This window comes from Stutzerimonas sp. VN223-3, from assembly GCF_045999685.1.
Classification (GTDB): Bacteria; Pseudomonadota; Gammaproteobacteria; order Pseudomonadales; family Pseudomonadaceae; genus Stutzerimonas; species Stutzerimonas stutzeri_AR.
Genome location: NZ_RBEC01000002.1, coordinates 24116 through 49559 on the forward strand (window position 1 = coordinate 24116; position 25444 = coordinate 49559).

The window sequence follows — 25444 nt, forward strand, 5'->3', positions numbered from 1 at the left end:
GCGTGCGGCCCAGCCCGGCCGATGGCTCGCCGCAAGCACGGACCAAAAAACAAGATGGCAGTCAAATATCCCGCGTTTCGTAAAAAATTCCCCTTACTGGTTACCGGCGGCTTGCTCGCATTGCAACCTGTAGCGACTCCTCTTGTTATCGCAGCCGAACAATTCGCTTGCCAGCCAGGCGCCGGTGGCAGTTGGGATTGCGCCTCCGACATCGATAGTTCCGCCCTGCCCCGCCCGGTGCACCGTGGCAGCGCCGCCGAGAGCGGCAGCACCTCGGCGAAACCGCGCGCGAGCAAAGCCGAACGCCAGGCGGCTACCACCACGTTGGTTACCGAGAGCAAAGGCCGTGCCCTCGCCTCGCGCAGCGAGGACTATAGCCATCTCGATTGGGTGCCGCGCGACCAACTCACCAATGCACAACTGGCCGAGACCGGTCCCTATTGTGCCGGCACCTATGTCGAGCCGAGCCGTCCGGGTCAGTTCGACAATACGCCGATGAGCGAAGCACCGACCTATGTTTCGGCAAAAGCCACCCGCTACGAACAGCAGCAGGAAGTCGCCACGCTGGCGGGCGATGTGGTGCTGCGTCAGGGCAGCATCCAGGCCGAAGCCGACGAGGCGAGTCTGTATCAGCTGGAAAATCGTGGCGAACTGAAGGGCAACGTCCGCCTGCGTGATCGCGGCGCGCTGATGGTCGGCGATCGCGCCGAACTCTTCCTTGATACCGGTGAAGCCCAGGTCGAGAACGCCGAATACGTGATCCACGAAGGCAAGGTCCGCGGCAGCGCGCTGTATGCCAAGCGCACGGAAAACGCCATCATTCGCCTCAAGGACGGGACGTACACTAGCTGCGAGCCGGGCGAGAACAGCTGGCACTTGAAGGGCAACAACGTCACCCTGAATCCCGCTACCGGCTTCGGTTCGGCGACCAACGTGACGCTGCGGGTCAAGGACATTCCGGTGTTCTACACGCCCTATATCCATTTCCCGATTGACGATCGTCGCCAATCCGGCTTCCTTGCGCCCAGCATCAGCTCGTCCAGCGACACCGGGTTATCACTGGTCACGCCGTACTACTTCAACCTGGCGCCGAATTTCGACGCCACGCTCTACCCGAATTACATGACCGATCGCGGCCTGCTGCTCGAAGGCGACTTCCGTTACCTGACCCGGCGTAGCGAAGGTCAGGTCAGCGCGGGCTACCTTGACGACAGCAACGACGATCGCGAGCTGCAATCGGAATACGAAGACCAGCGCTGGATGTACAGCTGGCAGCACCGGACCGGGCTGGATACGCGCTGGCTGGCTGAAGTCGATTACACCGACATCAGCGACCCCTACTATTTCCAGGATCTGGACACCAGCCTGGGCATCGATCAGCCGGATCATCTCGACCAGCGGGGCACGCTTAGCTATCGCGGCGACAATTACACCGCGCGGTTGAACGCACATGCTTACGAGCGTGCCACAGTCACCGATATAACCCCCTACGAGCGTTTGCCACAGTTGACGCTCAACGGAGCGCTGCCGTTCCAACCAGGTGGCCTGCGGTTTGCCTACAACACCGAATTTGTCAGCTTTCAGCGGAGTCTGCGTGATGGATTCTTCCAGAACGAAGACGGTATCGACGAGCGCTGGTATGACGATCGCTTAACTGGACTAAAACGCGCCGAAGGCGAACGCCTTCATTTAGAGCCAGGCGTCAGCTTGCCGCTGAATTGGAGCTGGGGCTTCGTCAAGCCATCATTGAAATACGCCTACACCAAATATGATCTGACGCTGGATAATCGAGGCAAGTTTGGCGCCGGCGGCGTAGGCGATGACTTCAACGATTCCCCGGACCGCAGCGTTCCGATCTTCAGCGTCGACAGCGGTCTCTATTTCGATCGTGACACTCAATGGTTCGGCAAGGACTACCGCCAAACTCTCGAACCGCGGCTGTTCTATCTCTACGTACCGGAAGAAGATCAGGACGACATTCCGATATTCGATACTGGCGAGAGCACCTTCAGCTACTCGTCGCTCTGGCGCGAAAACCGTTTCTCCGGCAAGGACCGTATCGGCGATGCCAACCAGGTGTCGCTGGGCGTGACCAATCGCTGGATCGAGCCAAACGGGCTCGAGCGACAGCGCTTCAGCATCGGTCAGGCTTTCTACTTCCGCGATCGTGAAGTACAGCTGCCGAATCTCGAGGATCGTCCGGGCTCCACTTCGGATGTATCGCCTTATGCCCTTGAATACCTTTTCCGTTTCAATCGCGACTGGCGCTTCACATCCACCTTCAACTGGGATCCGGATGAAGGCAGAACCCGCTCGGGCAGCGCCATGTTCCACTACCAACCGGCAGACAACCCGAGAAAAATCGTCAACGTCGGCTACCGCTATCGCAACGATACAGTCCGCTTCGACCAGGCCACCGGTCAGTGGACCTTTGGCGGGGATTACGGTACTCCGGGCACACCCGAGTACATCGAGGATTACTACAAGATCAACCAGCACGACATCTCCACCATCTGGCCAATCCTGCCGCAGTGGAGCCTGATCGCGCGCTGGCAGCACGACTACAGCCGCAACCGTACGCTAGAAGCCTTCGGCGGCTTCGAGTACGACAGCTGCTGCTGGAAGCTGCGCCTGATCAACCGTTACTGGATCGACTACGACGAAACCAGTCTCAACCCATCGCAGAACGATGAGCCAGACAATGGCATCTTCCTGCAAATCGTCCTCAAGGGACTCGGCGGCGTGTTCGGCAGCTCCACCGAGACATTCCTCGACGAAGGCATACAAGGTTACCGTGAACGTGAAGACCAAGCTTTCTAATTACCTGCGCCCGTTGTTGGGCGCCCTGCTAGTGAGCAGCGCAGCGCTCGCCGCACCGGTTTCGGCCGAAGTCCGTCAACTCGACCGCATCGTCGCCATCGTTGATAACGACGTGATCATGCAGAGCCAGCTGGATCAGCGTATGCGGGAGGTCCAGCAGACCATTGAGAAACGCGGTGCGGAAATGCCGCCAACCGAGGTGATGCAACAGCAGGTACTGGAGCGGTTGATCGCTGAAAATCTGCAACTACAGATCGGTGAGCGTTCCGGTATTCGCATCTCTGACGAAGAGCTCAATCAAGCCATGGGCACTATCGCCCAGCGCAACAATATGACCTTGGACCAGTTTCGCGGTGCACTGGAGCGCGACGGTCTGAGCCTGGAGACCGCGCGCGAGCAGATACGCCGCGAAATGGTCATCAGCCGCGTGCGTCAGCGCCGTATCGCCGAGCGCGTCCAAGTGTCGAACCAGGAAGTCGAAAACTTCCTCGCCTCCGATCTCGGCAAGTTGCAGCTGTCCGAAGAGTATCGACTGGCCAATATTCTGATTCCGGTACCGGAGTCGGCCGACTCGGCGGCCATCCAGGCCGCAGAACAAACCGCAATGGACACCTACAAACAGATCCAGGACGGTGCAGACTTCGCCAGGCTGGCAGTGTCACGCTCAGCCAGTGAAAACGCACTGGAAGGTGGCGATATGGGTTGGCGCAAGGCGGCTCAGCTGCCGCCACCATTCGACACTGAAGTTCGAGACATGGCAGTAGGCGACGTCACTCAGCCGGTGCGTACCCCTCCAGGATTCATCATGCTCAAGGTATTGGACAAGCGCGGCGGCGATACTCAGGTGCGCGACGAGATCCATGTTCGCCACATTCTGATCAAGCCGAGCCAGATCCGCAGCGAAGAAGAAAGCCGCCGACTCGTCCAGCGTCTGCGTGACCGTATTCTGGCTGGTGAAAGCTTTGCCGAACTGGCAAAGAATTTCTCCGAAGACCCCGGTTCGGCGCTCAACGGCGGCGACCTGGACTGGATCGACCCAAGCTCATTGGTACCGGAATTCCGCGAAGTCATGGCCAATACGCCCAGCGGCCAGCTGTCCGAAGCCTTCAAAACTCCTTACGGCTGGCATATCCTCGAAGTGCTGGGGCGTCGCGCCACTGACACTAGCCAGGAATTCCGTGAGCAGCAGGCGCTGACCCTGTTGCGCAACCGCAAGTACGACGAAGAATTGCAAGCCTGGCTGCGCCAGATACGCGACGAGGCATACGTCGAAATTAAGATCTGACATCGGCGGCCGAATTGGCCTTAAACCATGCATCGCCTCTGCGGGCCGGCCATACGGCCGGCCCGTTTCTTTTTTCACCATCCAGACGACTGATAGACATGACCGCCAAACGCTTCGCCCTGACCCCCGGCGAACCCGCCGGTATCGGTCCCGACCTCTGCCTGTTGCTTGCTCGCAACAGTCATCCTCATCCATTGATCGCCATTGCCAGTGCCGACCTATTGAGCGCCCGCGCCGATGAACTGGGCTTGGATATTCACGTAACAACCGTAGCGCCGGAAAACTGGCCCGATAAACCCGCTCCAGCAGGCAGTCTGTACGTTTGGGACACGCCGCTGGGTTCATCGGTTGTGGCCGGGCAGCTCGATGCGTCCAATGCCGGGTACGTACTGGAAACGCTTAGGCGCGCCGGCCGCGGATGCCTCGATGGAAGCTTCGCTGGCATGATCACCGCCCCGGTGCACAAAGGCGTGATCAACCAGGCGGGTATCCCGTTTTCAGGTCATACCGAGTTTCTTGCTGAGCTGACCAACACCGAGCAGGTGGTGATGATGCTTGCTACGCACGGGTTGCGAGTCGCACTGGTAACAACACACCTGCCGCTCAAGGATGTCGCTGCGGCGATTACGGCCGAGCGACTGGAGCGTGTCGCCCGCATCCTGCACACCGATCTGGTCGGCAAATTCGGCATTGCGCTGCCACGCATCCTGGTCTGCGGACTGAACCCTCATGCTGGAGAGGGCGGCCATCTGGGCCGCGAAGAAATCGAGATCATCGAACCAACCCTGCAACGCCTGCGCGACGAGGGTCTGAATCTGATCGGCCCGCTGCCCGCTGATACCCTATTCACGCCCAAACACCTAGACCGTTGCGATGCGGTGCTAGCGATGTATCACGATCAGGGATTACCGGTCCTCAAATACAAAGGGTTCGGCGCAGCGGTCAATGTCACGCTGGGTTTGCCCATTGTGCGCACCTCGGTCGACCACGGCACCGCGCTGGACCTTGCAGGAAGCGGCCGAGTCGATACCGGCAGCCTGCAAGTGGCGCTGGAGACTGCGTATCAGATGGCCGAAAGCCGCCGCACCCAGTAGGGCGGGTTAGCGACGCAGGGACGTCGAAGCCGGCAAGTGCACGGACATCCGGGGTGCGCAACCCGCCGCCGCGAGCAACCGCCCTGACACCGACGATGGGTTACGCAGCTGCCGTCTGGTGCACCTGCGGCATCTGGCCTGCGCTGCTAGCCCATCTACCTTCGCATGGCACTTGTGCATGACTCATGCAGCTAGGCACTGATGTTCGCTGTTAAACTGCGCGTCTTTCCCCTTTGCCTTGTGCTTTGAGCCTGCCGCTTGCAGCCTGAAGCCTGGAGCCGCTTTCCGATGTCTGAATACCAACACCGCGCGCGCAAGCGTTTCGGCCAGAACTTTCTTCACGATGCCGGCGTGATCCACCGCATCCTGCGGTCCATCCACGCCAAACAGGGCGAGCGCATGGTGGAGATCGGGCCCGGCCAAGGCGCCCTGACAGAAGGTCTGCTGGACAGCGGTGCGCACTTGGACGTGGTCGAGCTGGATCTAGACCTGATCCCGATCCTGCAGCACAAATTCGCCGAGCGGGGAAACTTCTCGCTGCATCAAGGCGATGCCCTGAAGTTCGACTTTGCCAAGCTGAGCCAGGCGCCCGGCAGCCTGCGCATCGTCGGCAACTTGCCGTACAACATCTCCACGCCACTGATCTTTCACCTACTCGACCATGCCGCGCTGATCCGAGACATGCATTTCATGCTGCAGAAGGAAGTGGTCGAGCGGCTCGCCGCGCAACCCGGCGGCGGAGATTGGGGACGGCTGTCGATCATGGTGCAGTACCACTGCCGCGTCGAGCACCTGTTCAATGTCGGCCCCGGTGCCTTCAACCCAGCACCCAAGGTGGAGTCGGCTATCGTTCGCCTGGTGCCCCACGAAGTATTGCCCCACCCGGCGCGCGACCACCGTCAGCTCGAAAACGTGGTCCGCCAGGCGTTCAACCAGCGCCGCAAGACCCTGCGCAATACGCTTAAGGGATTGCTGGATGCGGACGCCATCGCCGCGGCCGACGTTGATGGCAGCCTGCGTCCGGAACAGCTGGATCTGGCAGCGTTCGTAAGACTGTCCGACCAACTTTCCGCCCGCGTCTGACGGCGAACCCACGAGTAGGAGCACCTCATGCCTGAAGACCTTCGCTACAGGATCGACGTCGATATCAGCCCGGCATACCTGGCCGACCAATCGCAGCCGGAACAAAACCGTTATGCCTTTGCCTACACGGTAACGATCGAAAACAAAGGCCAGCTCACTGCACAATTGCTCTCACGTCACTGGATCATCACCGACGGCGATGGCCAAGTGCAGGAAGTGCGTGGCGCTGGCGTGGTCGGCGAGCAGCCAGTGCTCGCTCCTGGCCAGCGACATGTCTATACCAGCGGCACGCTGATGGCTTCCCGCGTCGGCACCATGCAGGGCAGCTATCAGATGCTCGCCGAAGATGGGCATCGCTTCGACGCTATGATTGCACCCTTCCGGCTGGCCGTACCCGGAGCCCTGCATTGACTACCTATGCTGTCGGCGACCTGCAAGGTTGCCTCGAACCTCTTCAGCGCCTGTTGCAGCGGGTCGATTTCAGCCCTTCGCGCGACTGCCTGTGGCTCGCAGGGGACCTGGTCAACCGTGGCCCAAAGTCGCTTGAAGCGCTGCGTTTCGTGCGTGATTTGGGCAGTTCGGGCGTCACTGTGCTGGGCAACCATGACCTGCATTTACTGGCCGTTGCGCACGACGTCGGACGCCTGAAAAGAGCCGACACTCTCAAGCCGATCCTCGACGCACCCGACCGTGCGGACTTGATCGACTGGCTGCGTCAACAGAAGCTCGTCCATTACGATGCCGAACGCGAGACGACGATGGTCCATGCCGGTATTCCACCGCAATGGTCATTGACCAAGGCATTGCGGCGCTCCGCTGAAGTCGAAGAAGTACTACGCGATGACGCCATGCTGCAGCCGTTTCTCGAAGGCATGTACGGTAACCAGCCGGCCAAGTGGAACAAGGAATTGCATGGCGTGCCACGGCTGCGCCTGATCACCAATTACTTCACACGCATGCGCTTCTGCAAAGCCGACGGCACACTCGATCTGGAAGCCAAGGAAGGTCTGGACTCCGCACCGCCGGGGTTTGCTCCCTGGTTCAGCCACCCCAACCGCAAGGCCCGAGGTTGCAAGATCATCTTCGGCCATTGGGCCGCACTGGAAGGTCAGTGCGACGAGCCCAACGTCTATGCGCTGGACACCGGCTGTGTGTGGGGTAACGCCATGACCCTGATGAATCTCGACAGCGGCGAATTGCACCGCTGTGACTGTGAGGCAACCCATGACTGATTTCAAACGCATCTCTCCGGAGCAGGCACAGGCGCTGCGCAGCGAAGGCGGCGTGATCGTCGATATTCGCGACGCGCACAGCTACGCCAGTGGCCATATCAAGGGATCGACCCACCTCGACAATCATTCGCTACCCGACTTCATCGCCGCGGCGGACCTTGACCATCCACTTATCGTTACCTGTTATCACGGCCACTCCAGCCAGAGCGCGGCGGCATACCTGATCAATCAGGGCTTCTCCGACGTCTATAGTCTCGATGGCGGCTTCGAGCTCTGGCGCCACAGCTTCCCTCAGGACGTCGAGCAGGGCGATCCTGCATAAATAATATTTTTGCAGATGCCGCGCATTGCGCGGCGTTGCGCCCCCATCCGACGAAACGCAGCGGTAAATGCACCTCTCTTCCCTTGAATTTGTTGAATCCGAACTATCCTTCAGTTCAGGCCATCCAAACAGGTGAAGCCGTTTTCGGCCACCGGGCCTCAGGTTTCGACCATCAGGTGTTCGGGGGAACTCCACAGGCCGATGTCGGCCAGTACCTGAATGCCTGATGACAACACCGGCTCCGAGCATCGTCCGAGGTGAAGTCAATGAGCATTTTCAGCCATTTCCAGCAACGATTCGAAGCAACCCGCCAAGAAGAGTATTCGCTTCAGGAATACCTCGACCTGTGCAAGGAAGACCGGGGTACCTACGCCACCGCCGCTGAACGCCTGCTGATGGCCATAGGCGAGCCACAACTGGTCGACACCTCGACCGACCCGCGATTGTCGCGGATTTTTTCTAACAAGGTTATCCGCCGTTATCCCGCCTTCGAAGATTTTCACGGCATGGAAGACTGCATCGACCAGATCGTCTCGTATTTTCGCCATGCCGCGCAGGGGCTGGAAGAGAAGAAGCAGATCCTCTATCTCCTCGGTCCGGTGGGCGGCGGCAAGTCATCGCTGGCCGAAAAGCTCAAGCAACTGATCGAGAAAGTCCCCTTCTATGCCATCAAGGGCTCGCCGGTATTCGAATCGCCACTGGGCCTATTCAACCCGGCGGAGGACGCGGAGATCCTCGAGGAGGATTACGGCATCCCACGCCGTTATCTCAATTCGATCATGTCTCCCTGGGCAACCAAGCGTCTGCAGGAGTTTGGCGGCGACATCAGCCAATTCCGCGTAGTCAAACTGTATCCCTCGATCCTCAACCAGATCGCCGTGGCCAAGACCGAACCTGGCGACGAGAACAACCAGGACATATCGGCGCTGGTGGGCAAGGTGGATATCCGCAAGCTAGAGGAATTCCCGCAGAACGACCCTGACGCGTACAGCTATTCGGGTGCGTTGTGCCGCGCCAACCAGGGTCTGATGGAATTCGTCGAGATGTTCAAGGCACCGATCAAGGTGCTCCATCCTTTGCTGACCGCAACCCAGGAAGGCAATTACAACAGTACCGAAGGCCTCGGCGCGATTCCGTACAGCGGCATTCTGTTGGCCCACTCCAACGAATCGGAGTGGCATACCTTCCGAAACAACAAGAACAACGAGGCGTTCATCGACCGTATCTACATCGTCAAGGTGCCGTACTGCCTGCGCGTCACCGATGAGATCAAGATTTACGACAAGTTGCTGTTCAACAGTTCGCTGTCCCAAGCGCACTGCGCACCGGACACGTTAAAAATGCTGGCGCAGTTTTCCGTACTCAGCCGTTTGAAGGAGCCGGACAACTCCAATATCTATTCGAAAATGCGTGTTTACGACGGGGAGAATCTCAAGGACACCGATCCCAAAGCCAAGTCGATCCAGGAGTACCGCGACACGGCGGGCGTCGATGAGGGTATGAATGGGCTGTCGACCCGCTTCGCCTTCAAGATCCTGTCCAAGGTCTTCAACTTCGATCCGCATGAGATCGCTGCCAACCCGGTCCACCTGCTTTACGTGCTGGAGCAGCAGATCGAGCAAGAGCAGTTCCCCGCCGAGGTACGCGAACGCTATCTGCGCTTCATCAAGGAATATCTGGCGCCGCGTTACGTCGATTTCATCGGCAAGGAAATCCAGACCGCGTATCTCGAGTCCTACAGCGAGTACGGCCAGAACATTTTCGACCGTTACGTGTTGTACGCAGACTTCTGGATTCAGGATCAGGAATATCGCGACCCGGAAACCGGCGAGATCCTCAATCGCGCCGCCCTCAACGAGGAATTGGAGAAAATCGAGAAGCCGGCCGGCATCAGCAACCCGAAGGATTTCCGCAACGAGATCGTCAATTTCGTGCTTCGTGCCCGCGCCAACAACAATGGTAAAAACCCGTCCTGGCTCAGCTACGAGAAGCTGCGCGTGGTGATCGAGAAGAAAATGTTCTCCAACACCGAAGACCTGCTGCCCGTTATCAGCTTCAACGCCAAGGCCAGCAAGGAAGATCAGAAGAAGCACAACGACTTCGTCGTACGGATGGTCGAACGCGGCTACACCGAAAAGCAGGTGCGCTTGCTTTCGGAATGGTATCTGCGGGTACGTAAATCGCAGTAACGCGGCCCTAAGCTACAGGCGCAAGCGGAGCAATTACCTGCCGCTTGTGGCCTGCGGCCTGCAGCGCCCGGAGGGCATTTATGAGTTACGTAATCGACCGCCGTTTGAATGGTAAGAACAAAAGCACGGTCAATCGCCAGCGCTTCCTGCAGCGATACCGTGGGCACATCAAGAAGGCTGTGGAGGACGCCGTGGGACGTCGCTCCATCACCGACATGGAGCACGGCGAGCAGATCAGCATTCCCGGCCGCGACATTGACGAGCCGATTTTGCACCACGGCCGTGGCGGCCGGCAGACCATCGTGCATCCGGGCAACAAGGAATTCGTCGCTGGCGAGCGCATCCCACGCCCGCAAGGAGGCGGTGGTGGCCAAGGCGCCGGAAAGGCCAGCAATACCGGTGAAGGCGTGGATGATTTCGTCTTCCAGATAACGCAGGAAGAATTTCTCGACTTCATGTTCGAAGACCTCGAACTGCCGAACCTGGTCAAGCGTCACCTTGCCGGTACCGACACCTTCAAAACGGTCCGCGCCGGCATCAGTAATGAGGGCAATCCCTCGCGGATCAACATCATCCGAACCCTGCGTTCGGCTCACGCACGCCGCATCGCTCTCTCAGGCAGCAGCCGCGCCAAGCTGCGGGAAGTGAAGGCAGAACTGGCACGCCTCAAGCTTGAGGAACCAGCCAATTTCAGCGATATCCAGGCCGCCGAGGAGGAAATCCAGCGGCTCAGCGCCCGCATCCATCGCGTCCCTTTTCTCGACACCTTCGATCTCAAGTACAACCTGCTGGTCAAGCATCCCAATCCAAGTTCCAAGGCAGTCATGTTCTGCCTGATGGATGTGTCCGGTTCCATGACCCAGGCAACCAAGGACATCGCCAAGCGCTTCTTTATCCTGCTGTATCTGTTCCTCAAGCGGAACTACGAAAAGATCGACGTGGTGTTCATCCGGCACCATACCAGCGCTAAAGAAGTCGACGAGGAAGAGTTCTTCTACTCACGCGAAACGGGCGGCACTATCGTTTCAAGTGCGTTGAAAATGATGCAGGAAATCATGGCCGATCGTTATCCGGCCAATGAGTGGAACATCTATGCCGCACAGGCGTCGGACGGCGACAACTGGAACGACGACTCACCAGTCTGCCGCGACATTCTGATCAACCAGATCATGCCGTTCGTCCAATACTTCACCTATGTCGAAATCACGCCGCGCGAGCATCAGGCACTGTGGTACGAATACAACCAGGTGGCCGAGGCCTTTGACGAATCGTTCGCCCAGCAACAGTTGGTGACGGCGGGAGACATCTATCCGGTGTTCCGCGAACTCTTCCAGCGGCGCATGGCTAGCTGAGGTATCCAGCATGAAACGACAGCCCATTTCCACCGGTTCGGAATGGACCTTCGAGCTGATCCGGACCTACGACCGCGAGATTGGCCGCATTGCCAAGCGCTACGCGTTGGATACCTACCCCAACCAGATCGAGGTAATCACGGCCGAGCAGATGATGGATGCCTATGCCTCGGTGGGCATGCCGCTCGGCTACCACCATTGGTCCTACGGCAAACATTTCCTCAGCACCGAAAAGTCCTACACCCGCGGCCAGATGGGCCTGGCCTACGAGATCGTGATCAATTCCGATCCCTGCATCGCCTATCTGATGGAAGAGAACACCATCACCATGCAGGCGCTGGTGATTGCCCATGCAAGCTACGGGCACAACAGTTTCTTCAAGGGCAACTACCTGTTCCGCACCTGGACCGATGCCAGCTCGATCATCGACTATCTGGTTTTTGCCAAGCAGTACATCATGCAGTGCGAGGAGCGCCACGGGATCAACGCCGTCGAGGATCTGCTGGACTCCTGCCACGCCTTGATGAACTACGGTGTCGATCGCTACAAACGGCCCTACCCCATCTCCGCCGAAGAGGAGCGGCGCCGGCAGAAGGATCGAGAAGAGCATCTGCAAAAGCAGATCAACGATCTCTGGCGGACCATACCCAAATTTGGCGAAAAGGATGACGAGCGCCAGCGGGATCAACGGTTCCCGGCCGAGCCGCAGGAAAATATTCTCTACTTCATCGAGAAGCACGCCCCGCTGCTGGAGCCCTGGCAACGCGAGGTGGTGCGTATCGTGCGCAAGATCGCGCAGTATTTCTATCCGCAGCGCCAGACCCAGGTAATGAATGAGGGTTGGGCCACGTTCTGGCACTACACGCTGATCAACGACCTCTACGACGAGGGGTTGGTAACCGACGGGTTCATGATGGAGTTCCTACAGTCGCACACCAGCGTGATCTATCAACCTGGGTTCGACAGCCCGTACTACAGCGGCATCAACCCCTACACGCTGGGGTTCGCCATGTATCAGGACATTCGCCGGATCTGCGAGCACCCCACCGACGAAGACAAGCGCTGGTTCCCAGACATTGCCGGCAGCGATTGGCTGACTACCGTTAAATTCGCCATGAACAACTTCAAGGACGAGAGTTTCATTTTGCAATTCCTCTCGCCGAAAGTGATTCGCGACCTCAAGCTATTCAGCATTCTCGACGATGACCGAAAGGATGAACTGCTGGTCCCGGCCATCCACGACGAGAGCGGCTACCACACCATTCGCGAATTGCTCGCGGCGCAGTACAACCTCGGTAATCGTGAGCCCAACGTGCAGGTCTGGAGCGTCGACCGCCGCGGTGATCGCTCGCTCACACTGCGCCACCAGCAACATGACCGCAAACCGCTGGGCGGCTCGACCGAAGAGGTACTCAAGCATTTGTACCGACTCTGGGGCTTCGACGTGCACCTGCAATCGATGCAGGACGACAAGTTGGTCACTACCCACCACATGCCGCCCCGAATCGAGCCAGAAGCCGAAAGCAAATTCCCAGGCATGAATCTGCTAGCAACGCATTGAAGGCTGGGGCTTGCTGCTTCTCCGTCCAGCCTCCAGCGCTCTTATCGGCTTCATCGCCTTTATCCTTTATCCTCCGCCCGAACGGAGGAAGACATGCAGATCTACAAAGTCGGCGGGGCAGTACGTGATCGGTTGCTGGGGCGGCCCGTGACCGAAGTGGATTGGGTCGTTGTGGGCTCCAGTGCAGAAGAAATGCAGGCCAAAGGTTTTCGCCCGGTGGGTGCGGATTTCCCGGTTTTCCTGCATCCGGCTTCCGGCGAGGAATATGCGCTCGCGCGCACCGAGCGCAAAAGCGGTCGCGGTTATGGCGGTTTCACCTTTTATGCCAGCCCTGACGTAACCCTGGAAGAAGACCTGATACGTCGTGACCTGACCATCAATGCCATGGCCGAGGATGAACAGGGCCACCTGATCGATCCCTATGACGGCCAGGCTGATCTCGCCGCGCGAAAACTCAGGCATGTATCCCCCGCTTTCGCCGAGGACCCGTTAAGAGTGTTGCGCGTGGCCCGTTTTGCTGCGCGCTATGCCGAGCTTGGCTTCAGCGTAGCGGAAGAGACTCAAGCTCTGATGCGCCAGCTCGCCGACTCGGGTGAGCTGCAAACGCTGACACCGGAACGCAGCTGGAAGGAGATTTCACGCGCGCTGATGGAGCCTCACCCCGATGTGTTCGTGAAGGTGCTGCGTGACTGCGGCGCATTAAGGGAGCTATTTCCGGACATCAACGCCCTGTTCGACGCCCCGCAAGCGGACGCACATCAATCGAAAAAAACCGATACGGGCGGACATCTGCTCAGCGTGCTGCGCCGATGCGCGATCCACGAGCAACCGCTGGTCGTGCGTTGGGCCTGCCTGCTGCACAATTTGGGTAAGGGCGATACGCCGGATGATAAAGGCTCGCAGGATACTGCCGATGAAAAAAAAGACGTGCAGCTGATCGAGGCCGCCAACGCGCGTTACAAGGTGCCGCGTGATTGTCAGGAGCTTGCCATGCTGGTTGGCGAGTTTCACACCCTTGGTCATCGAGCAATCGAGCTAAGCGCCTCGACGCTCTTCGACCTGCTCCAGCACTTCGATATCTACCGCCGCCCCGAACGCTTCGAACATTTCATTGCCGCCTGTGAAATGGTCGCTCGAGGCTTCCCTGGTCATGAGAAGCGTGACTATCCCCAGGCCAGCTACCTGCGTGGCGCCGCAGAATCCGCACGTGCCGTACCGGTAAAACCATTGATAGAGCAAGGTTACAAAGGTGCAGAACTGGGCGACGCACTCAAACGCGACCGCCTGCAGGCGGTCCGGCTATATCAACAAACTCACCAGAGCACAGCCGACTAATCACAGGTGGGGGGTAGTAGCGAGGCCGCCTACAGTACGTAAATGGATGAAGCAGCAGAACACCGAAACTCCGGTCCCGCGCAGCCCGATCCGCTGCGTAACCCGTCAATGCGGTTGCAAAACCAACAGACTCGAAGCGACCAGACTACGACGCCGGATAGGATTGCATCAGAGCAGCCGGCGTCAATTCCGCGCCGTTCCATCGAAACGGCACAGGCCAGAGCTGTTGATTGATCGTAGAACCCTGCCACAAATCGGCGAAACTTCGCCCCGCGCTCGGATGTCGGACGTCGGGCGCCAGCAGCGCCAGCGGCCAAAGCACGAATGCGTTCTTCAGCGTTTCTGGACGAGGCAGCTCCAGCCCGTGGAAATTACCGACCAGATCGTCATACATCAGCACATCGATATCCAGCGGCAAACCCTTGCGCTCCGGTGCGTAACGGCCGTTGTCCGCCTCGATGAATTTCAGGCGGCGGTCCAACTCCATCAAGGGTAATTCCGTGAATCCGGCGACCACCAGATTGTAGAAATTATCGCCCTTGTAACCCACTGCCAGGCTTTCGAAAACCGGCGAACAGCGCATGTCACCGAGCAGTTGCTCCAGTGCATCGAGACCGGCAACCAGATTCTGTTCGCGCCGGACGTTACTGCCGAGCCCAAGCAGTACGGGAATCAGCGGCATCCGCGTTCGATCTCCACGCCTAGAGCCGAAGCTCGGGTATTGACGCCCGGCTTGGTAACCCGCAGCCGCAGCCAGACGATACCAAATTGGCTCATCAGATCCGCAGCCAGGCGTTCAGCGAAGGTTTCGACCAACTCGAAGCGTGATGATTGGGAGAAACGATCGATGGCAGCGGTCACCTCGGCATAGTCCAAGGCCTTGTCCAGCTCGTCGTTCACCGCGGCGGGACGAATATCCCAGCCTAGTGTCAGATCCAGACGCAGGCACTGCCGAATGCCGCGCTCCCACTCATAGGCGCCAATCAGCGTATCCACTTCCAGCCCTTCGATGAACACTGTATCCACGCAACTCTCTCCCACGACACGACAAGTTCAATGCTCGCCGTTAGACTCAGGAGCTCCCTGCCCCGGATGGATGCCATGTTCTGGCAATTGACACTGCTCGCTTATCTGATCGGTTCACTGTCATTCGCCATTCTACTCAGCCGCCTGGCCGGCGCGCCCGATCCGCGAGCCAGCGGCTCTGGCAATCCCGGCGCCACCAACATGCTGCGGCTGGCCGGCAAACGTCTGGCGATCTGCACGCTGTTCGGCGATCTGCTCAAGGGCTTGCTACCGGTTCTGCTCGCCGAAGCGCTGGGCTTGGCGATTCAGCAGCAAGCCTGGATCGCCTTGGCAGCAGTGCTCGGCCATTTGTATCCGTTGTACTTCCGCTTTAGCGGCGGCAAGGGCGTTGCCACTGCAGCAGGCGCCCTGTTCGGCCTCTACCCTCCTGCCGCGCTGCTCGCACTGAGCATTTGGCTGCTGGTGTTCAAAATAACCCGCACCAGCTCACTTGCCGCGCTCGCCGCGTTGCCGCTCTGCCTACCGTTGCTGGCCTGGCAGCAACCCGGCGCGCTCTGGCCGATGACGTTGCTGGCGAGCCTGATCGTCTGGCGCCACCGCAGTAACCTTCGCGACCTGTTTGCCGGCAAGGAGCGACACTTCTGAGCATAAGCCGCTATATGGCGGCCAGCTTTTCCATCGGCCAGCGCGCCTGAACGGAAATCTCCGGCCCTTCGTGCTGCCCTGCCAATAGCCGCTGACAGCCGGCGTAAGCGATCATCGCGCCATTGTCGGTACAGAAACGCGGCCGCGCGTAGAACACCCGTCCTTTAAGCTCACCGAGCATTGCTTCCAGGCTCTGACGCAACGACAGATTGGCGCTCACACCACCGGCAATCACCAAACTGTTAAGGCCGGTCTGTTTCAAGGCACGTCGGCATTTGATGGTCAGCGTCTCGACGACCGCCTGCTGGAAGGCCAGCGCGATATCGCAGCGGGTTTGCTCGCCATCATCGCCAGCGGCGCGGCATTGTTGCCACGTCGTGAGCGTGGACGTCTTGAGTCCGCTAAAACTGAAATCCAGGCCCGGTCGGTCGGTCATGGGCCGCGGGAATACGAAGCGACCTGGCGTGCCGCGTTCGGCGAGCAAGGCGATCTCTGGGCCGCCGGGATAGCGCAGCCCCATCAGTTTTGCGGTCTTGTCGAATGCCTCACCGGCGGCATCGTCCACCGACTCGCCAAGCAGCTCATAGCGCCCAATACCATCGACCCGAACCAGTTGCGTATGCCCGCCGGACACCAGCAAAGCGACGAAGGGGAACGCCGGCGGCTGCTCTTCAAGCATTGGCGCCAGTAAATGGCCTTCCATATGATGCACGCCGATCGCCGGTACGCCCCAGGCAAAGGCCATCGCTTGCGCGCAGGAGGCCCCGACCAGCAAAGCGCCAACCAGGCCAGGGCCAGCGGTATAGGCAACTGCATCGATCTGGCTCGATTCGCGACCGGCTTCGGACAGCACCTGGCGGATCAGTGGCAACATCCGTTTGACGTGGTCACGTGAGGCAAGCTCGGGCACCACGCCACCATAGACGCGATGCAGATCGATCTGACTGAACAGGGCGTCGGCCAGCAGGCCGTGCTCGCTGTCGTACAGCGCGACGCCGGTCTCGTCGCATGAAGTTTCCAGCCCCAGCACCAGCATGGGTACGACCTTCCAGAGAAACAAATTAAGCCGTGCATATTAATCGCCGCGGCCGGCGACCGACCAGCGCTTTTCGATCAGGGGGCTTTGCATTCCATGCGGCAAGGCGTTAACATCCGCAACCCTTAAAACCAGCGTGCTTGCGATATTTGCCGAAGCGCGTTGTAACCGGTAAACAAGTGAAGGTACGTCCTGGATGCCCAACGTTAAAGTTAAAGAGAACGAACCATTCGACGTAGCTCTGCGTCGCTTCAAGCGTTCTTGCGAAAAAGCCGGTGTTCTGGCTGAAGTCCGCAGCCGTGAGTTCTACGAGAAGCCCACTGCAGAGCGCAAGCGTAAAGCTGCTGCCGCAGTCAAGCGTCACGCCAAGAAAGTGCAGCGCGAACAGCGCCGCAGCGTTCGCCTGTACTGATCCAGTACAGCTGAAGCTGCATCAAGCCCGGCGCACGCCGGGCTTTGCATTTGAAAAGGACTCCGCTTCGCCACCTGGCGAATAGTCGGAGTTTTTTCATTCCGGCCTGAACACTGCGAGCGTATTCTCATACCCCTATGGCCGGCCTGATTCCACAATCCTTCATCGATGATCTGCTGAACCGCTCCGATATAGTCGAAGTGGTGAGCTCGCGCATTCAGCTGAAAAAAGCCGGCAAGAATTACACCGCCTGCTGCCCCTTTCACAAGGAAAAGACCCCATCATTCAGCGTTAGTCCGGATAAACAGTTTTACTACTGTTTCGGCTGCGGTGCTGGGGGCAACGCGCTCGGCTTCGTCATGGATCACGATAGCCTGGAATTTCCCCAGGCCGTCGAGGAACTAGCCAAGCGCGCCGGCATGGAAGTCCCGCGCGAAGAAAGCGGAACGGGCCGCAAGCCACGCCAGCCGGTTGACTCGCCACTCTACCCGCTGCTCGACGCTGCCGCCGAATACTACCGACAGGCACTCAAAGGGCATCCGGCTCGCAAGGCCGCCGTGGAATATCTCAAGGGCCGCGGCCTGTCTGGGGTGATCGCCAGGGATTTCGGCCTCGGCTTCGCGCCGCCCGGTTGGGACAACCTGATGAAACACCTGGGCGGCGACACCCTGCAGCAAAAGGCAATGATCGACGCCGGCCTGCTGATCGAAAACGCCGAAACCGGAAGAAGCTATGACCGCTTTCGTGATCGCGTGATGTTTCCGATCCGCGATAGCCGTGGGCGGATTATCGCCTTTGGCGGGCGCGTACTCGGCGATGACAAGCCGAAGTATTTGAATTCGCCGGAAACACCGGTATTCCACAAAGGTCAGGAGCTGTACGGCCTTTACGAGGCACGCAAAGCCAACCGCGACCTGGACGAAATAATGGTCGTTGAAGGCTACATGGATGTCATCGCGCTAGCCCAGCAAGGCTTACGCAACGCCGTCGCCACCCTCGGCACCGCCACCAGCGACGAGCACCTCAAGCGGCTGTTCCGCATCGTGCCCAGCGTACTGTTCTGTTTCGATGGCGACGCAGCCGGCCGCAAAGCCGCCTGGCGCGCCTTGGAGTCGGCGCTGCCCAACTTGCAAGATGGTCGCCGCGCACGCTTTCTGTTTCTGCCAGAAGGTGAAGATCCGGATAGCCTGGTGCGCGCCGAAGGCACCGATGCCTTCATGGCACGGATACAGCAACAGGCCCAGCCATTGGCCGACTACTTTTTCCAGCAACTCAGCGAAGAAGCCGACCCGCGCTCACTGGAAGGCAAAGCTCATCTGGCCACACTGGCGGCGCCGCTTATCGAAAAGATACCTGGCACCAACCTGCGCGCCCTGATGCGCCAACGCCTCGGTGAAATTACCGGCCTGCACAGCGATGCACTCCAGCATATGGCGGCCGCGAAGCCGAACGCAGGCCCGGAATACGACGACAACACTTACTACGATACGGGCTCCGGGCATGACGACGGTGACTACTACGCACCGCAGGAATCCGCTCAACCGACGCGCAACAGCAAGAAAGAATGGAAGAAAGACTGGAAAAAGCCTGGCCAGCGTCCAGACTTTAAACCACGAGCACCGAGAACACCGACATCAGTCGAGCCACCCGCATTGACCACCCTGCGAACGCTGCTACACCATCCAGAGCTTGCGCAGAAGGTTGAAGATGTCAGTCATTTCGCAGCAGAAGACGACACCTATGCGCAGCTACTCGTCGCACTCCTCGGCACACTTCAGAAAAACCCCAAGCTGCGCAGCCTGCAACTGATCGCGCGCTGGCATGGAACCGACCAAGGGCGTCTTTTACGTGCTCTGGCAGAGAAAGAATGGCTGATCTCTGCCGATAACCTTGAACAACAGTTTTTCGACACCATAACAAGCCTGGCCACCAGACAACGCGAGCGAAACCTCGAGACGTTGTTACGCAAAGCTCGCCAGGGCGAACTCAGCGCAGAGGAGAAAGATCAGCTGCGCAACCTGCTAAATCGAAACTCAGCACCCGCTATATCGACCTCAACTGGCGCGTGAGGTCCTTGCTCGGCTATAATGGTCAGCTTGTTTTCAACCCGCCAGAACCTTCAGTGGATAGGGTTATATGTCCGGAAAAGCGCAACAGCAGTCCCGTCTCAAAGAATTGATCCAGCGTGGCCGTGAGCAGGGTTACCTGACTTACGCCGAGGTCAATGACCACCTACCGGAGGATATTTCCGATCCGGAGCAGGTGGAAGACATCATTCGCATGATCAACGACATGGGTATCAATGTATTCGAGGTCGCCCCCGATGCAGATGCCCTGTTGCTGGCCGAAGCCGATACCGATGAAGCAGCCGCCGAAGAAGCCGCCGCAGCGCTTGCTGCTGTCGAAACCGACATTGGCCGCACCACCGACCCCGTGCGCATGTACATGCGCGAAATGGGCACCGTCGAACTGCTGACCCGCGAAGGCGAAATCGAAATCGCCAAGCGCATCGAGGAAGGCATTCGTGAAGTGATGAGCGCGATCGCCCACTTCCCAGGCACCGTGGACAGCATTCTCGCTGACTACGACCGCGTCACTAGTGAAGGCGGTCGCCTGTCCGACATTCTCAGCGGCTATATCGACCCTGATGATGACGGCGCCGCCGCCCCACAGGAAGTCGAACCCGTCACACCGCAAACAACAGCCGCGAAACCGGCCGATGACGGCAAGGACGACGAGGAAGAGGACGACTCCGATAGCGAAGAAGAGGAAGGCGATGGCGGTCCGGATCCGGAAGTCGCTCGCGTTCGCTTCGGCGCTGTTGCCGAGCAACTGGACGCCGCCAAGAAGGCCCTGAAGAAACACGGACGCGGCAGCCAGCAGGCGACCGAAGCGCTTCAGGAGTTGGCAACGCTGTTCATGCCGATCAAGCTCATCCCCAAGCAATACGATGCGCTGGTCGAACGTGTGCGCGGCGCACTGAGCCAGGTCCGCGCCCAGGAACGCGCCATCATGCAGATCTGCGTGCGTGACGCGCGCATGCCTCGTGCCGATTTCCTGCGCCAGTTTCCGAGCAACGAAACTGACCTGAGCTGGGCCGATCAGTTGGCCGGTGGCAAGAGCAAATATGCCGAAGCCATCGCAGCACGCAAGGATGACATCCAGCGCTGCCAGCAGCAGCTGCTCGCTCTGGAAGAAGAGTGCGTGCTGGCGATTGCCGACATCAAGGACATCAACCGTCGCATGTCCATCGGTGAAGCCAAGGCTCGCCGGGCGAAGAAAGAAATGGTCGAGGCCAACTTGCGCCTGGTTATTTCCATCGCCAAGAAGTACACCAACCGCGGCCTGCAATTTCTCGATCTGATTCAGGAAGGCAACATCGGCCTGATGAAGGCGGTGGATAAGTTCGAATACCGTCGCGGCTATAAGTTCTCGACCTACGCGACTTGGTGGATTCGTCAGGCGATCACTCGCTCCATCGCTGACCAGGCGCGGACCATCCGCATCCCGGTACATATGATCGAGACGATCAACAAGCTCAACCGCATCTCTCGTCAGATGCTGCAGGAAATGGGTCGCGAACCCACGCCTGAAGAGCTAGGCGAGCGCATGGAAATGCCTGAGGACAAGATCCGCAAGGTACTGAAGATCGCCAAAGAGCCGATCTCCATGGAAACCCCGATTGGTGATGACGAAGACTCGCACCTGGGTGACTTCATCGAAGACTCCGCCATGCAATCGCCAATCGACGTAGCGACCGTGGAGAGTCTCAAGGAAGCCACTCGCGAAGTCCTCTCCGGCCTCACCGCACGGGAAGCCAAGGTACTGCGCATGCGCTTCGGCATCGACATGAACACTGACCACACCCTTGAGGAAGTGGGCAAACAGTTCGACGTCACCCGTGAGCGGATCCGTCAGATCGAAGCCAAGGCACTGCGTAAGCTGCGCCATCCGACGAGAAGCGAGCATCTGCGCTCCTTCCTCGACGAGTAAACCACAACCCCCGGCCAACACCGGGGGTTTTGCTTTATAAGGCCAAGCAAAACAACACTGTACGGCCTCCTTCGCTTGGCGCACGCACCACACCACCGGTATAATCCGCCGGCCGCTGAGGGCCTATAGCTCAGTTGGTTAGAGCAGAGGACTCATAATCCTTTGGTCCACGGTTCGAGTCCGTGTGGGCCCACCACCTTCAAAGCCGCGCACTGCGCGGCTTTTCTTCCCCAGCTTTTCACTAGCTTTCACATCATCAACGACGTCGCAGCATCGCGCCACAGAGCTGACTCGGAGAACGTGAGCATGCTCCAGGTGGTGTGCGATTTACTCGACCTTGTGGAAACGATGAACATGCAGCTGGCCGGACATACCCATCAGCCTGGACCGACGCCGAGCCCAGATGATGCGAGCGGGTTCAACGCGAAGGTCAGCACGGCAGCAAACCTTGCGAGCCAGTTGAAGCCGATCACCCGTAACGATTCTGTCGGGACTACATGTAATTTTATAAGATGCTTTGACTATCGTCGCTCGCCGCTACAATCACGGGGTGGCTTGCGACTAGCCAGCACATTAAATGAGTATTTGTTTTGCTTAACATGATCCGTGAGTACCGATGGAAACGCTGGCTAAGTGAACGCGACGTTAAATTAGCAGCGGGCCTGCGTTCTTTAGCATCGACCGCCAAAGTCAGGGTCGAAGAAGGGGTGCGCCTGGGTGACGTCTCAATCAAATCGCACAATCTAAAAATTGGCGCGTACACCTATATTCGTAGCGGTTTGCTGCAGTCAGTGAGCGAGATAGGAAGGTTTTGCTCGATAGGGCAAGACGTAAAGATCGGGTTGGCTGCAGACGGCCATCCTCTCGATTGGCTGACGACCCATCCCGTCCATCACTTTGCAGGCGGGATGGAATACGAAAGCTCGCGGCCAAATGCCCGCATAGGAAACGATGTGTGGGTAGGCGCTGATGCAACCATTCTAGATGGCGTTCAGGTTGGAGATGGAGCCGTTATCGCTACGCGAGCGGTCGTCACCAAGGATGTGCCAGCCTATGCAATAGTCGGCGGGAACCCTGCAAAACTTATACGTTGGCGCTTCGATGATGCTGCACTGAGGCAAGCGCTAGAGGACAGTGCCTGGTGGAATCTATCTATCCAGCAGCTGGGTGATCTGCCTTTTAACGACCCTTATACTTGCGTTTCGCTGATTGGTGAGGCCAAGTCTAAGAGACCGCCTGTGCACCCCCTCTACAAGCAATACAAGGTAAGCCGCACGGGATGTATCGAGCTGTCAGCGTCGTAAGATCGTCTAACACACTCGCACCAGCACCGGCTACGCTTGACGAAGCTGCGACTCCATACGCTATCGACCGCAGCCTTGATATCGGATTACCCGCCTCCACTTAGTCAGCACGCTACCGTGGAGATTTTCATGACTGCTCTCGTCATTCCCTGCGCGCACTGCGCCGGACTCAACCGCATCCCCTCCGACCGATTGGCCGAGGGGCCACGGTGCGGCCGCTGCAAATCCAAGGTGTTGGTCGATACACCCTTCGATGTGAGCCAGGCAAGCTTTGCCAATCAGATCAAGGGCGATCTACCGTTGCTCGTGGACGTATGGGCGAGTTGGTGCGGGCCGTGCAGGAGCTTCGCGCCGATCTTCGAACTGGCCGCGGCACAACTGCGAAGTCGCTGCCGCCTGGCGAAGCTCGACAGCGAGGCCAATCCGCAGCTGTCGACCCAGCTTGGCATCCGTTCCATTCCGAGCCTGATTCTGTTCAAGGACGGACGCGAAATTGCGCGCCAGAGCGGCGCCCTTCCACTGCCGCAGCTGCTGGCATGGCTAAAGCAACAAGGGGTGTGAAGAGCTACATGGAGATCCGGACGGTCACGTAACGAAGCAAGGCTCGGACTGACCACGCGAAAAGCTTCGCCCCGAGGACGGGCCTTCCACAAAAAGCGATCGCTGCCTATCGAGTGCGCGAGCTCGCTCGCGAAAACCGAGAAAGTCGAACGCCCCCCCCCGAACCGCTATCGCTTAGGTAAGCGGAATCTGGTGATGGCAGGCTTCAACGAACCTTCGCCGAGCCGGGCCGCGCACAGAAAAACCTTTAGAAGACCACGCGTTTCGCTTCTGGTTCCTCGGAACAGGCTTGCCTTTTATCCGGATATTTCAAGCAACGTTTGCCTCAGTCCGATCACGATTGGATAATGCCGCCCACTTTCACGGCAAATTTTCCGATAGTCGCTGTACACGGACGTCGACACGCCAATAACAAGGCTCGCGGACGAGCTGGTGAGTTCTAGCGTGATTCAATTCGATATCGATCAATGGCGGGCCTGGGCACCAGGTCTGGCGAGCGCTGATGACTGGGCGATTTGGGCCCGGCATCCGCATAGGCTCGACAGCAGCGAGGGGCAGCCTGACGTTGCCTTTCTGCCGGCCATGCAGCGTCGTCGTTTGAGCCGTCTGGCACGTATGGCATTCGCCGTGGCCACGCCACTGGCTGCAGGTCTGCCGCCGATGCCGTTGGTCTTTGCCTCGCGTCACGGCGATACATCGCGCACCTTTGCCATCCTCAACGACCTCGCGCGCGAAGAGGCGCTATCGCCGACCCAGTTCAGCCTCTCGGTGCACAACGCGGTTATCGGACTTTGGTCAATCCTGCAGAACGACACCAGTGAGATGACCGCGCTCGCGGCAGAAGGCGATGGACTGGAACACGCCGTGCTGGAAGCCGCCCTGCTGATCGCCGAAGGCGCACCTGCTGTACTGGTCGTGGTGACCGAAGACCAACCACCCGCGGCCTATGAGCCGTGGATCAGCGACGTTAGTTTTCCCTACGCCATGGCGCTGCTGCTCAAGCCTGGTCGCGGCTGGCAGCTGAGCCTCGAAGCCGCTGGCGAAGAAGCCATCTCGACACAATGGCCCCATGCGCTGGAACTCGTTCGCGCGCTGCTCAACGGCCAGTCTCGCTGCCAACATCAATGGAAGAGGCGCCGATGGAACTGGCAGCAGACGCACTGAATAGCCGTCCCAACGCCCCCTGGCTGTGGCGCCTGATTGCTACGGGGCTGTCCTTCGCGCTGTTCGGGCTCGGTGGGCTTTGCCTGCGACTGATCGTGTTCCCCCTGCTCGCCTTGTTGCCAGGTGATGCCGCCATACACCGCCGACGTGCGCGTCAGACTGTGAGCCGGCTGTTCTGGCTGTTCGTCCAGTTCATGTACCGCAGCGGCGTGTTGACCTACGAGGTCGAGGGTGCCGAGCGCCTGGGTCGGCCCGGACAATTGGTGATCGCCAACCATCCTTCGCTAATCGACGTAGTCGTGCTCATCGCGCTGATTCGCGACGCCAACTGCGTGGTCAAGCAAGGCCTGTGGGACAATCCGTTCACTCGCGGGCCGATCCGCGCGGCGCAGTACATCAGCAACAATGGCAGCGCCGAGATGCTCGACGAAGCCGCCGACGCACTGCAGCAAGGCCAGACGCTGATCATCTTCCCCGAAGGTACTCGCACCACACCCGGCCAGGCGCCACAGTTTCACCGCGGTGCCGCCGCCATCGCCCTGCGCGGAGCGCGCCTGGTCACGCCGGTAGTTATCAGCGTGACTCCAACCACCTTGACCAAGGCCGAGCCCTGGTACCGCATTCCGGCACGACGTTTCCATTTTCATCTGCGCGTCGGTGAGGATATCGACCCGCAGGTGTTCGCCGCACGGGGAGCGGCGCCCATTGCGTCACGGCGACTCAACGATTATCTGCATCAACACTTTATAAAGGAGCTCGCACTCGATGAGCCAACTACAGCTTGAAATCAAGCAACTGATCATCGACGCCCTTGGTCTGGAAGACCTCGGACCGGACGATATCGCGGTCGATCAGCCACTCTTCGGTGAAGGGCTCGGGCTCGACTCGGTCGACGCCTTGGAATTGGGCCTGGCAATTCAAAAGCGTTTCGGCATCAAGATCGATGCCGACGCCAAGGACACCCGCAAGCATTTCGCCAGTGTCGACAGCCTGGCCGCCTACGTCCGCGCCAATCGCGCCGTCGCCTGAA

At 59.1% G+C, this 25444-nt stretch carries 23 protein-coding genes and 1 tRNA gene; 21 read left to right on the forward strand and 3 right to left on the reverse strand.

The genetic code is table 11. The features are described 5' to 3' along the window. The first annotated feature begins 54 nt into the window (after positions 1-54). The 11 genes from D7241_RS08935 to D7241_RS08985 all read left to right on the forward strand — a co-directional run bounded on the left by D7241_RS08935 (position 55) and on the right by D7241_RS08985 (position 14273). Positions 55-2820: an LPS-assembly protein LptD gene (locus tag D7241_RS08935; RefSeq protein ID WP_408101236.1), complete on the forward strand. Its 2766-nt coding sequence runs from the start codon at positions 55-57 to the stop codon at positions 2818-2820. Next, positions 2801-4105, forward strand: coding sequence for a peptidylprolyl isomerase (locus D7241_RS08940; protein ID WP_408101237.1), 1305 nt, complete (start codon positions 2801-2803; stop codon positions 4103-4105). Before D7241_RS08935 ends, D7241_RS08940 begins: the two co-directional genes overlap by 20 nt. Positions 4106-4203: 98 nt before the next feature. Then, the gene (gene pdxA / locus D7241_RS08945; RefSeq protein ID WP_408101238.1) at positions 4204-5199 is read left to right on the forward strand and encodes a 4-hydroxythreonine-4-phosphate dehydrogenase PdxA; all 996 of its coding nucleotides are present in this window, start codon (positions 4204-4206) and stop codon (positions 5197-5199) included. Between the two features lie 288 nt (positions 5200-5487). Next, positions 5488-6282 carry a 16S rRNA (adenine(1518)-N(6)/adenine(1519)-N(6))-dimethyltransferase RsmA gene (gene rsmA, locus D7241_RS08950; RefSeq protein ID WP_408101239.1) on the forward strand — a complete coding sequence of 265 codons (795 nt, stop codon included), beginning with the start codon at positions 5488-5490 and terminating at the stop codon, positions 6280-6282. A 27-nt stretch (positions 6283-6309) separates the two neighbouring features. Then, on the forward strand, positions 6310-6693 hold the full coding sequence (gene apaG / locus D7241_RS08955; protein WP_255980152.1) for a Co2+/Mg2+ efflux protein ApaG: 384 nt from the start codon (positions 6310-6312) through the stop codon (positions 6691-6693). Beyond that, a complete protein-coding gene (locus tag D7241_RS08960; RefSeq protein ID WP_408101240.1) occupies positions 6690-7514 on the forward strand; it encodes a symmetrical bis(5'-nucleosyl)-tetraphosphatase in 825 nt (274 codons plus the stop codon). Before apaG ends, D7241_RS08960 begins: the two co-directional genes overlap by 4 nt. Then, entirely contained in the window at positions 7507-7836 is a 330-nt protein-coding gene (gene glpE, locus D7241_RS08965; protein WP_408101241.1) for a thiosulfate sulfurtransferase GlpE, read from the forward strand. The genes D7241_RS08960 and glpE overlap by 8 nt, the downstream gene beginning before the upstream one ends. 266 nt (positions 7837-8102) lie before the next feature. Then, on the forward strand, positions 8103-10025 hold the full coding sequence (locus D7241_RS08970) for a PrkA family serine protein kinase (RefSeq protein WP_255980146.1): 1923 nt from the start codon (positions 8103-8105) through the stop codon (positions 10023-10025). Between the two features lie 80 nt (positions 10026-10105). Continuing rightward, positions 10106-11377 (forward strand): YeaH/YhbH family protein, encoded by a 1272-nt coding sequence (locus tag D7241_RS08975; RefSeq protein WP_408101242.1) that lies wholly within the window; start codon positions 10106-10108, stop codon positions 11375-11377. 10 nt (positions 11378-11387) lie between these two features. Next, positions 11388-12938, forward strand: coding sequence for a SpoVR family protein (locus D7241_RS08980; protein WP_408101243.1), 1551 nt, complete (start codon positions 11388-11390; stop codon positions 12936-12938). Positions 12939-13031: 93 nt separating this feature from the next. After that, the gene (locus D7241_RS08985; protein ID WP_408101244.1) at positions 13032-14273 is read left to right on the forward strand and encodes a multifunctional CCA addition/repair protein; all 1242 of its coding nucleotides are present in this window, start codon (positions 13032-13034) and stop codon (positions 14271-14273) included. Positions 14274-14418: 145 nt separating this feature from the next. Here D7241_RS08985 and folK read toward each other — a convergent pair whose 3' ends face one another. Both folK and folB read right to left on the reverse strand, forming a co-directional pair. Then, on the reverse strand, positions 14419-14955 hold the full coding sequence (gene folK, locus D7241_RS08990) for a 2-amino-4-hydroxy-6-hydroxymethyldihydropteridine diphosphokinase (RefSeq protein WP_408101245.1): 537 nt from the start codon (positions 14953-14955) through the stop codon (positions 14419-14421). Then, entirely contained in the window at positions 14946-15299 is a 354-nt protein-coding gene (gene folB / locus D7241_RS08995) for a dihydroneopterin aldolase (RefSeq protein ID WP_408101246.1), read from the reverse strand. The genes folK and folB overlap by 10 nt, the downstream gene beginning before the upstream one ends. Positions 15300-15374: 75 nt before the next feature. On the opposite strand from folB, the gene plsY reads away from it, so the two are divergent. Then, positions 15375-15944, forward strand: a complete 570-nt coding sequence (gene plsY / locus D7241_RS09000; protein WP_255980134.1) for a glycerol-3-phosphate 1-O-acyltransferase PlsY — start codon at positions 15375-15377, stop codon at positions 15942-15944. A 10-nt stretch (positions 15945-15954) separates the two neighbouring features. Here plsY and tsaD read toward each other — a convergent pair whose 3' ends face one another. Next, entirely contained in the window at positions 15955-16980 is a 1026-nt protein-coding gene (gene tsaD / locus D7241_RS09005; protein ID WP_408101247.1) for a tRNA (adenosine(37)-N6)-threonylcarbamoyltransferase complex transferase subunit TsaD, read from the reverse strand. A gap of 196 nt (positions 16981-17176) precedes the next feature. Here tsaD and rpsU point away from each other — a divergent pair, with 196 nt between their 5' ends. The 9 genes from rpsU to D7241_RS09050 all read left to right on the forward strand — a co-directional run bounded on the left by rpsU (position 17177) and on the right by D7241_RS09050 (position 25443). Continuing rightward, positions 17177-17392, forward strand: coding sequence for a 30S ribosomal protein S21 (gene rpsU, locus D7241_RS09010; protein ID WP_003283508.1), 216 nt, complete (start codon positions 17177-17179; stop codon positions 17390-17392). A 137-nt stretch (positions 17393-17529) separates the two neighbouring features. Beyond that, positions 17530-19461, forward strand: a complete 1932-nt coding sequence (gene dnaG, locus D7241_RS09015; RefSeq protein WP_408101248.1) for a DNA primase — start codon at positions 17530-17532, stop codon at positions 19459-19461. A 67-nt stretch (positions 19462-19528) separates the two neighbouring features. After that, the gene (rpoD, locus tag D7241_RS09020; protein WP_408101249.1) at positions 19529-21385 is read left to right on the forward strand and encodes an RNA polymerase sigma factor RpoD; all 1857 of its coding nucleotides are present in this window, start codon (positions 19529-19531) and stop codon (positions 21383-21385) included. 119 nt (positions 21386-21504) lie between these two features. Then, positions 21505-21581: transfer RNA gene (locus D7241_RS09025), tRNA-Ile, on the forward strand. 403 nt (positions 21582-21984) lie between these two features. Next, positions 21985-22689, forward strand: coding sequence for a CatB-related O-acetyltransferase (locus D7241_RS09030; RefSeq protein ID WP_408102304.1), 705 nt, complete (start codon positions 21985-21987; stop codon positions 22687-22689). 129 nt (positions 22690-22818) lie between these two features. Further along, positions 22819-23250 carry a thioredoxin TrxC gene (gene trxC / locus D7241_RS09035; protein WP_408101250.1) on the forward strand — a complete coding sequence of 144 codons (432 nt, stop codon included), beginning with the start codon at positions 22819-22821 and terminating at the stop codon, positions 23248-23250. A gap of 444 nt (positions 23251-23694) precedes the next feature. Further along, complete coding sequence (locus tag D7241_RS09040) at positions 23695-24414, forward strand: beta-ketoacyl synthase chain length factor (RefSeq protein WP_408102305.1); 720 nt, start codon at positions 23695-23697, stop codon at positions 24412-24414. Further along, a complete protein-coding gene (locus D7241_RS09045) occupies positions 24390-25199 on the forward strand; it encodes a 1-acyl-sn-glycerol-3-phosphate acyltransferase (RefSeq protein ID WP_255980122.1) in 810 nt (269 codons plus the stop codon). Before D7241_RS09040 ends, D7241_RS09045 begins: the two co-directional genes overlap by 25 nt. Beyond that, complete coding sequence (locus tag D7241_RS09050) at positions 25180-25443, forward strand: phosphopantetheine-binding protein (protein ID WP_255980120.1); 264 nt, start codon at positions 25180-25182, stop codon at positions 25441-25443. Before D7241_RS09045 ends, D7241_RS09050 begins: the two co-directional genes overlap by 20 nt. Position 25444 lies beyond the last annotated feature (1 nt).

Excerpts from the sequence above, each read along its gene's own strand:
- D7241_RS09050 (WP_255980120.1), top strand. The coding sequence starts at position 25,180 with ATGAGCCAACTACAGCTTGAAATCAAGCAACTGATCATCGACGCCCTT.
- folK (WP_408101245.1), bottom strand. The coding sequence starts at position 14,955 with ATGCCGCTGATTCCCGTACTGCTTGGGCTCGGCAGTAACGTCCGGCGC.
- D7241_RS08980 (WP_408101243.1), top strand. The coding sequence starts at position 11,388 with ATGAAACGACAGCCCATTTCCACCGGTTCGGAATGGACCTTCGAGCTG.
- tsaD (WP_408101247.1), bottom strand. The coding sequence starts at position 16,980 with ATGCTGGTGCTGGGGCTGGAAACTTCATGCGACGAGACCGGCGTCGCG.
- D7241_RS08985 (WP_408101244.1), top strand. The coding sequence starts at position 13,032 with ATGCAGATCTACAAAGTCGGCGGGGCAGTACGTGATCGGTTGCTGGGG.
- apaG (WP_255980152.1), top strand. The coding sequence starts at position 6,310 with ATGCCTGAAGACCTTCGCTACAGGATCGACGTCGATATCAGCCCGGCA.
- glpE (WP_408101241.1), top strand. The coding sequence starts at position 7,507 with ATGACTGATTTCAAACGCATCTCTCCGGAGCAGGCACAGGCGCTGCGC.
- rsmA (WP_408101239.1), top strand. The coding sequence starts at position 5,488 with ATGTCTGAATACCAACACCGCGCGCGCAAGCGTTTCGGCCAGAACTTT.
- plsY (WP_255980134.1), top strand. The coding sequence starts at position 15,375 with ATGTTCTGGCAATTGACACTGCTCGCTTATCTGATCGGTTCACTGTCA.
- rpoD (WP_408101249.1), top strand. The coding sequence starts at position 19,529 with ATGTCCGGAAAAGCGCAACAGCAGTCCCGTCTCAAAGAATTGATCCAG.
- D7241_RS08970 (WP_255980146.1), top strand. The coding sequence starts at position 8,103 with ATGAGCATTTTCAGCCATTTCCAGCAACGATTCGAAGCAACCCGCCAA.
- D7241_RS08935 (WP_408101236.1), top strand. The coding sequence starts at position 55 with ATGGCAGTCAAATATCCCGCGTTTCGTAAAAAATTCCCCTTACTGGTT.
- rpsU (WP_003283508.1), top strand. The coding sequence starts at position 17,177 with ATGCCCAACGTTAAAGTTAAAGAGAACGAACCATTCGACGTAGCTCTG.
- D7241_RS09030 (WP_408102304.1), top strand. The coding sequence starts at position 21,985 with ATGATCCGTGAGTACCGATGGAAACGCTGGCTAAGTGAACGCGACGTT.
- dnaG (WP_408101248.1), top strand. The coding sequence starts at position 17,530 with ATGGCCGGCCTGATTCCACAATCCTTCATCGATGATCTGCTGAACCGC.
- D7241_RS09045 (WP_255980122.1), top strand. The coding sequence starts at position 24,390 with ATGGAACTGGCAGCAGACGCACTGAATAGCCGTCCCAACGCCCCCTGG.
- trxC (WP_408101250.1), top strand. The coding sequence starts at position 22,819 with ATGACTGCTCTCGTCATTCCCTGCGCGCACTGCGCCGGACTCAACCGC.
- pdxA (WP_408101238.1), top strand. The coding sequence starts at position 4,204 with ATGACCGCCAAACGCTTCGCCCTGACCCCCGGCGAACCCGCCGGTATC.
- D7241_RS08975 (WP_408101242.1), top strand. The coding sequence starts at position 10,106 with ATGAGTTACGTAATCGACCGCCGTTTGAATGGTAAGAACAAAAGCACG.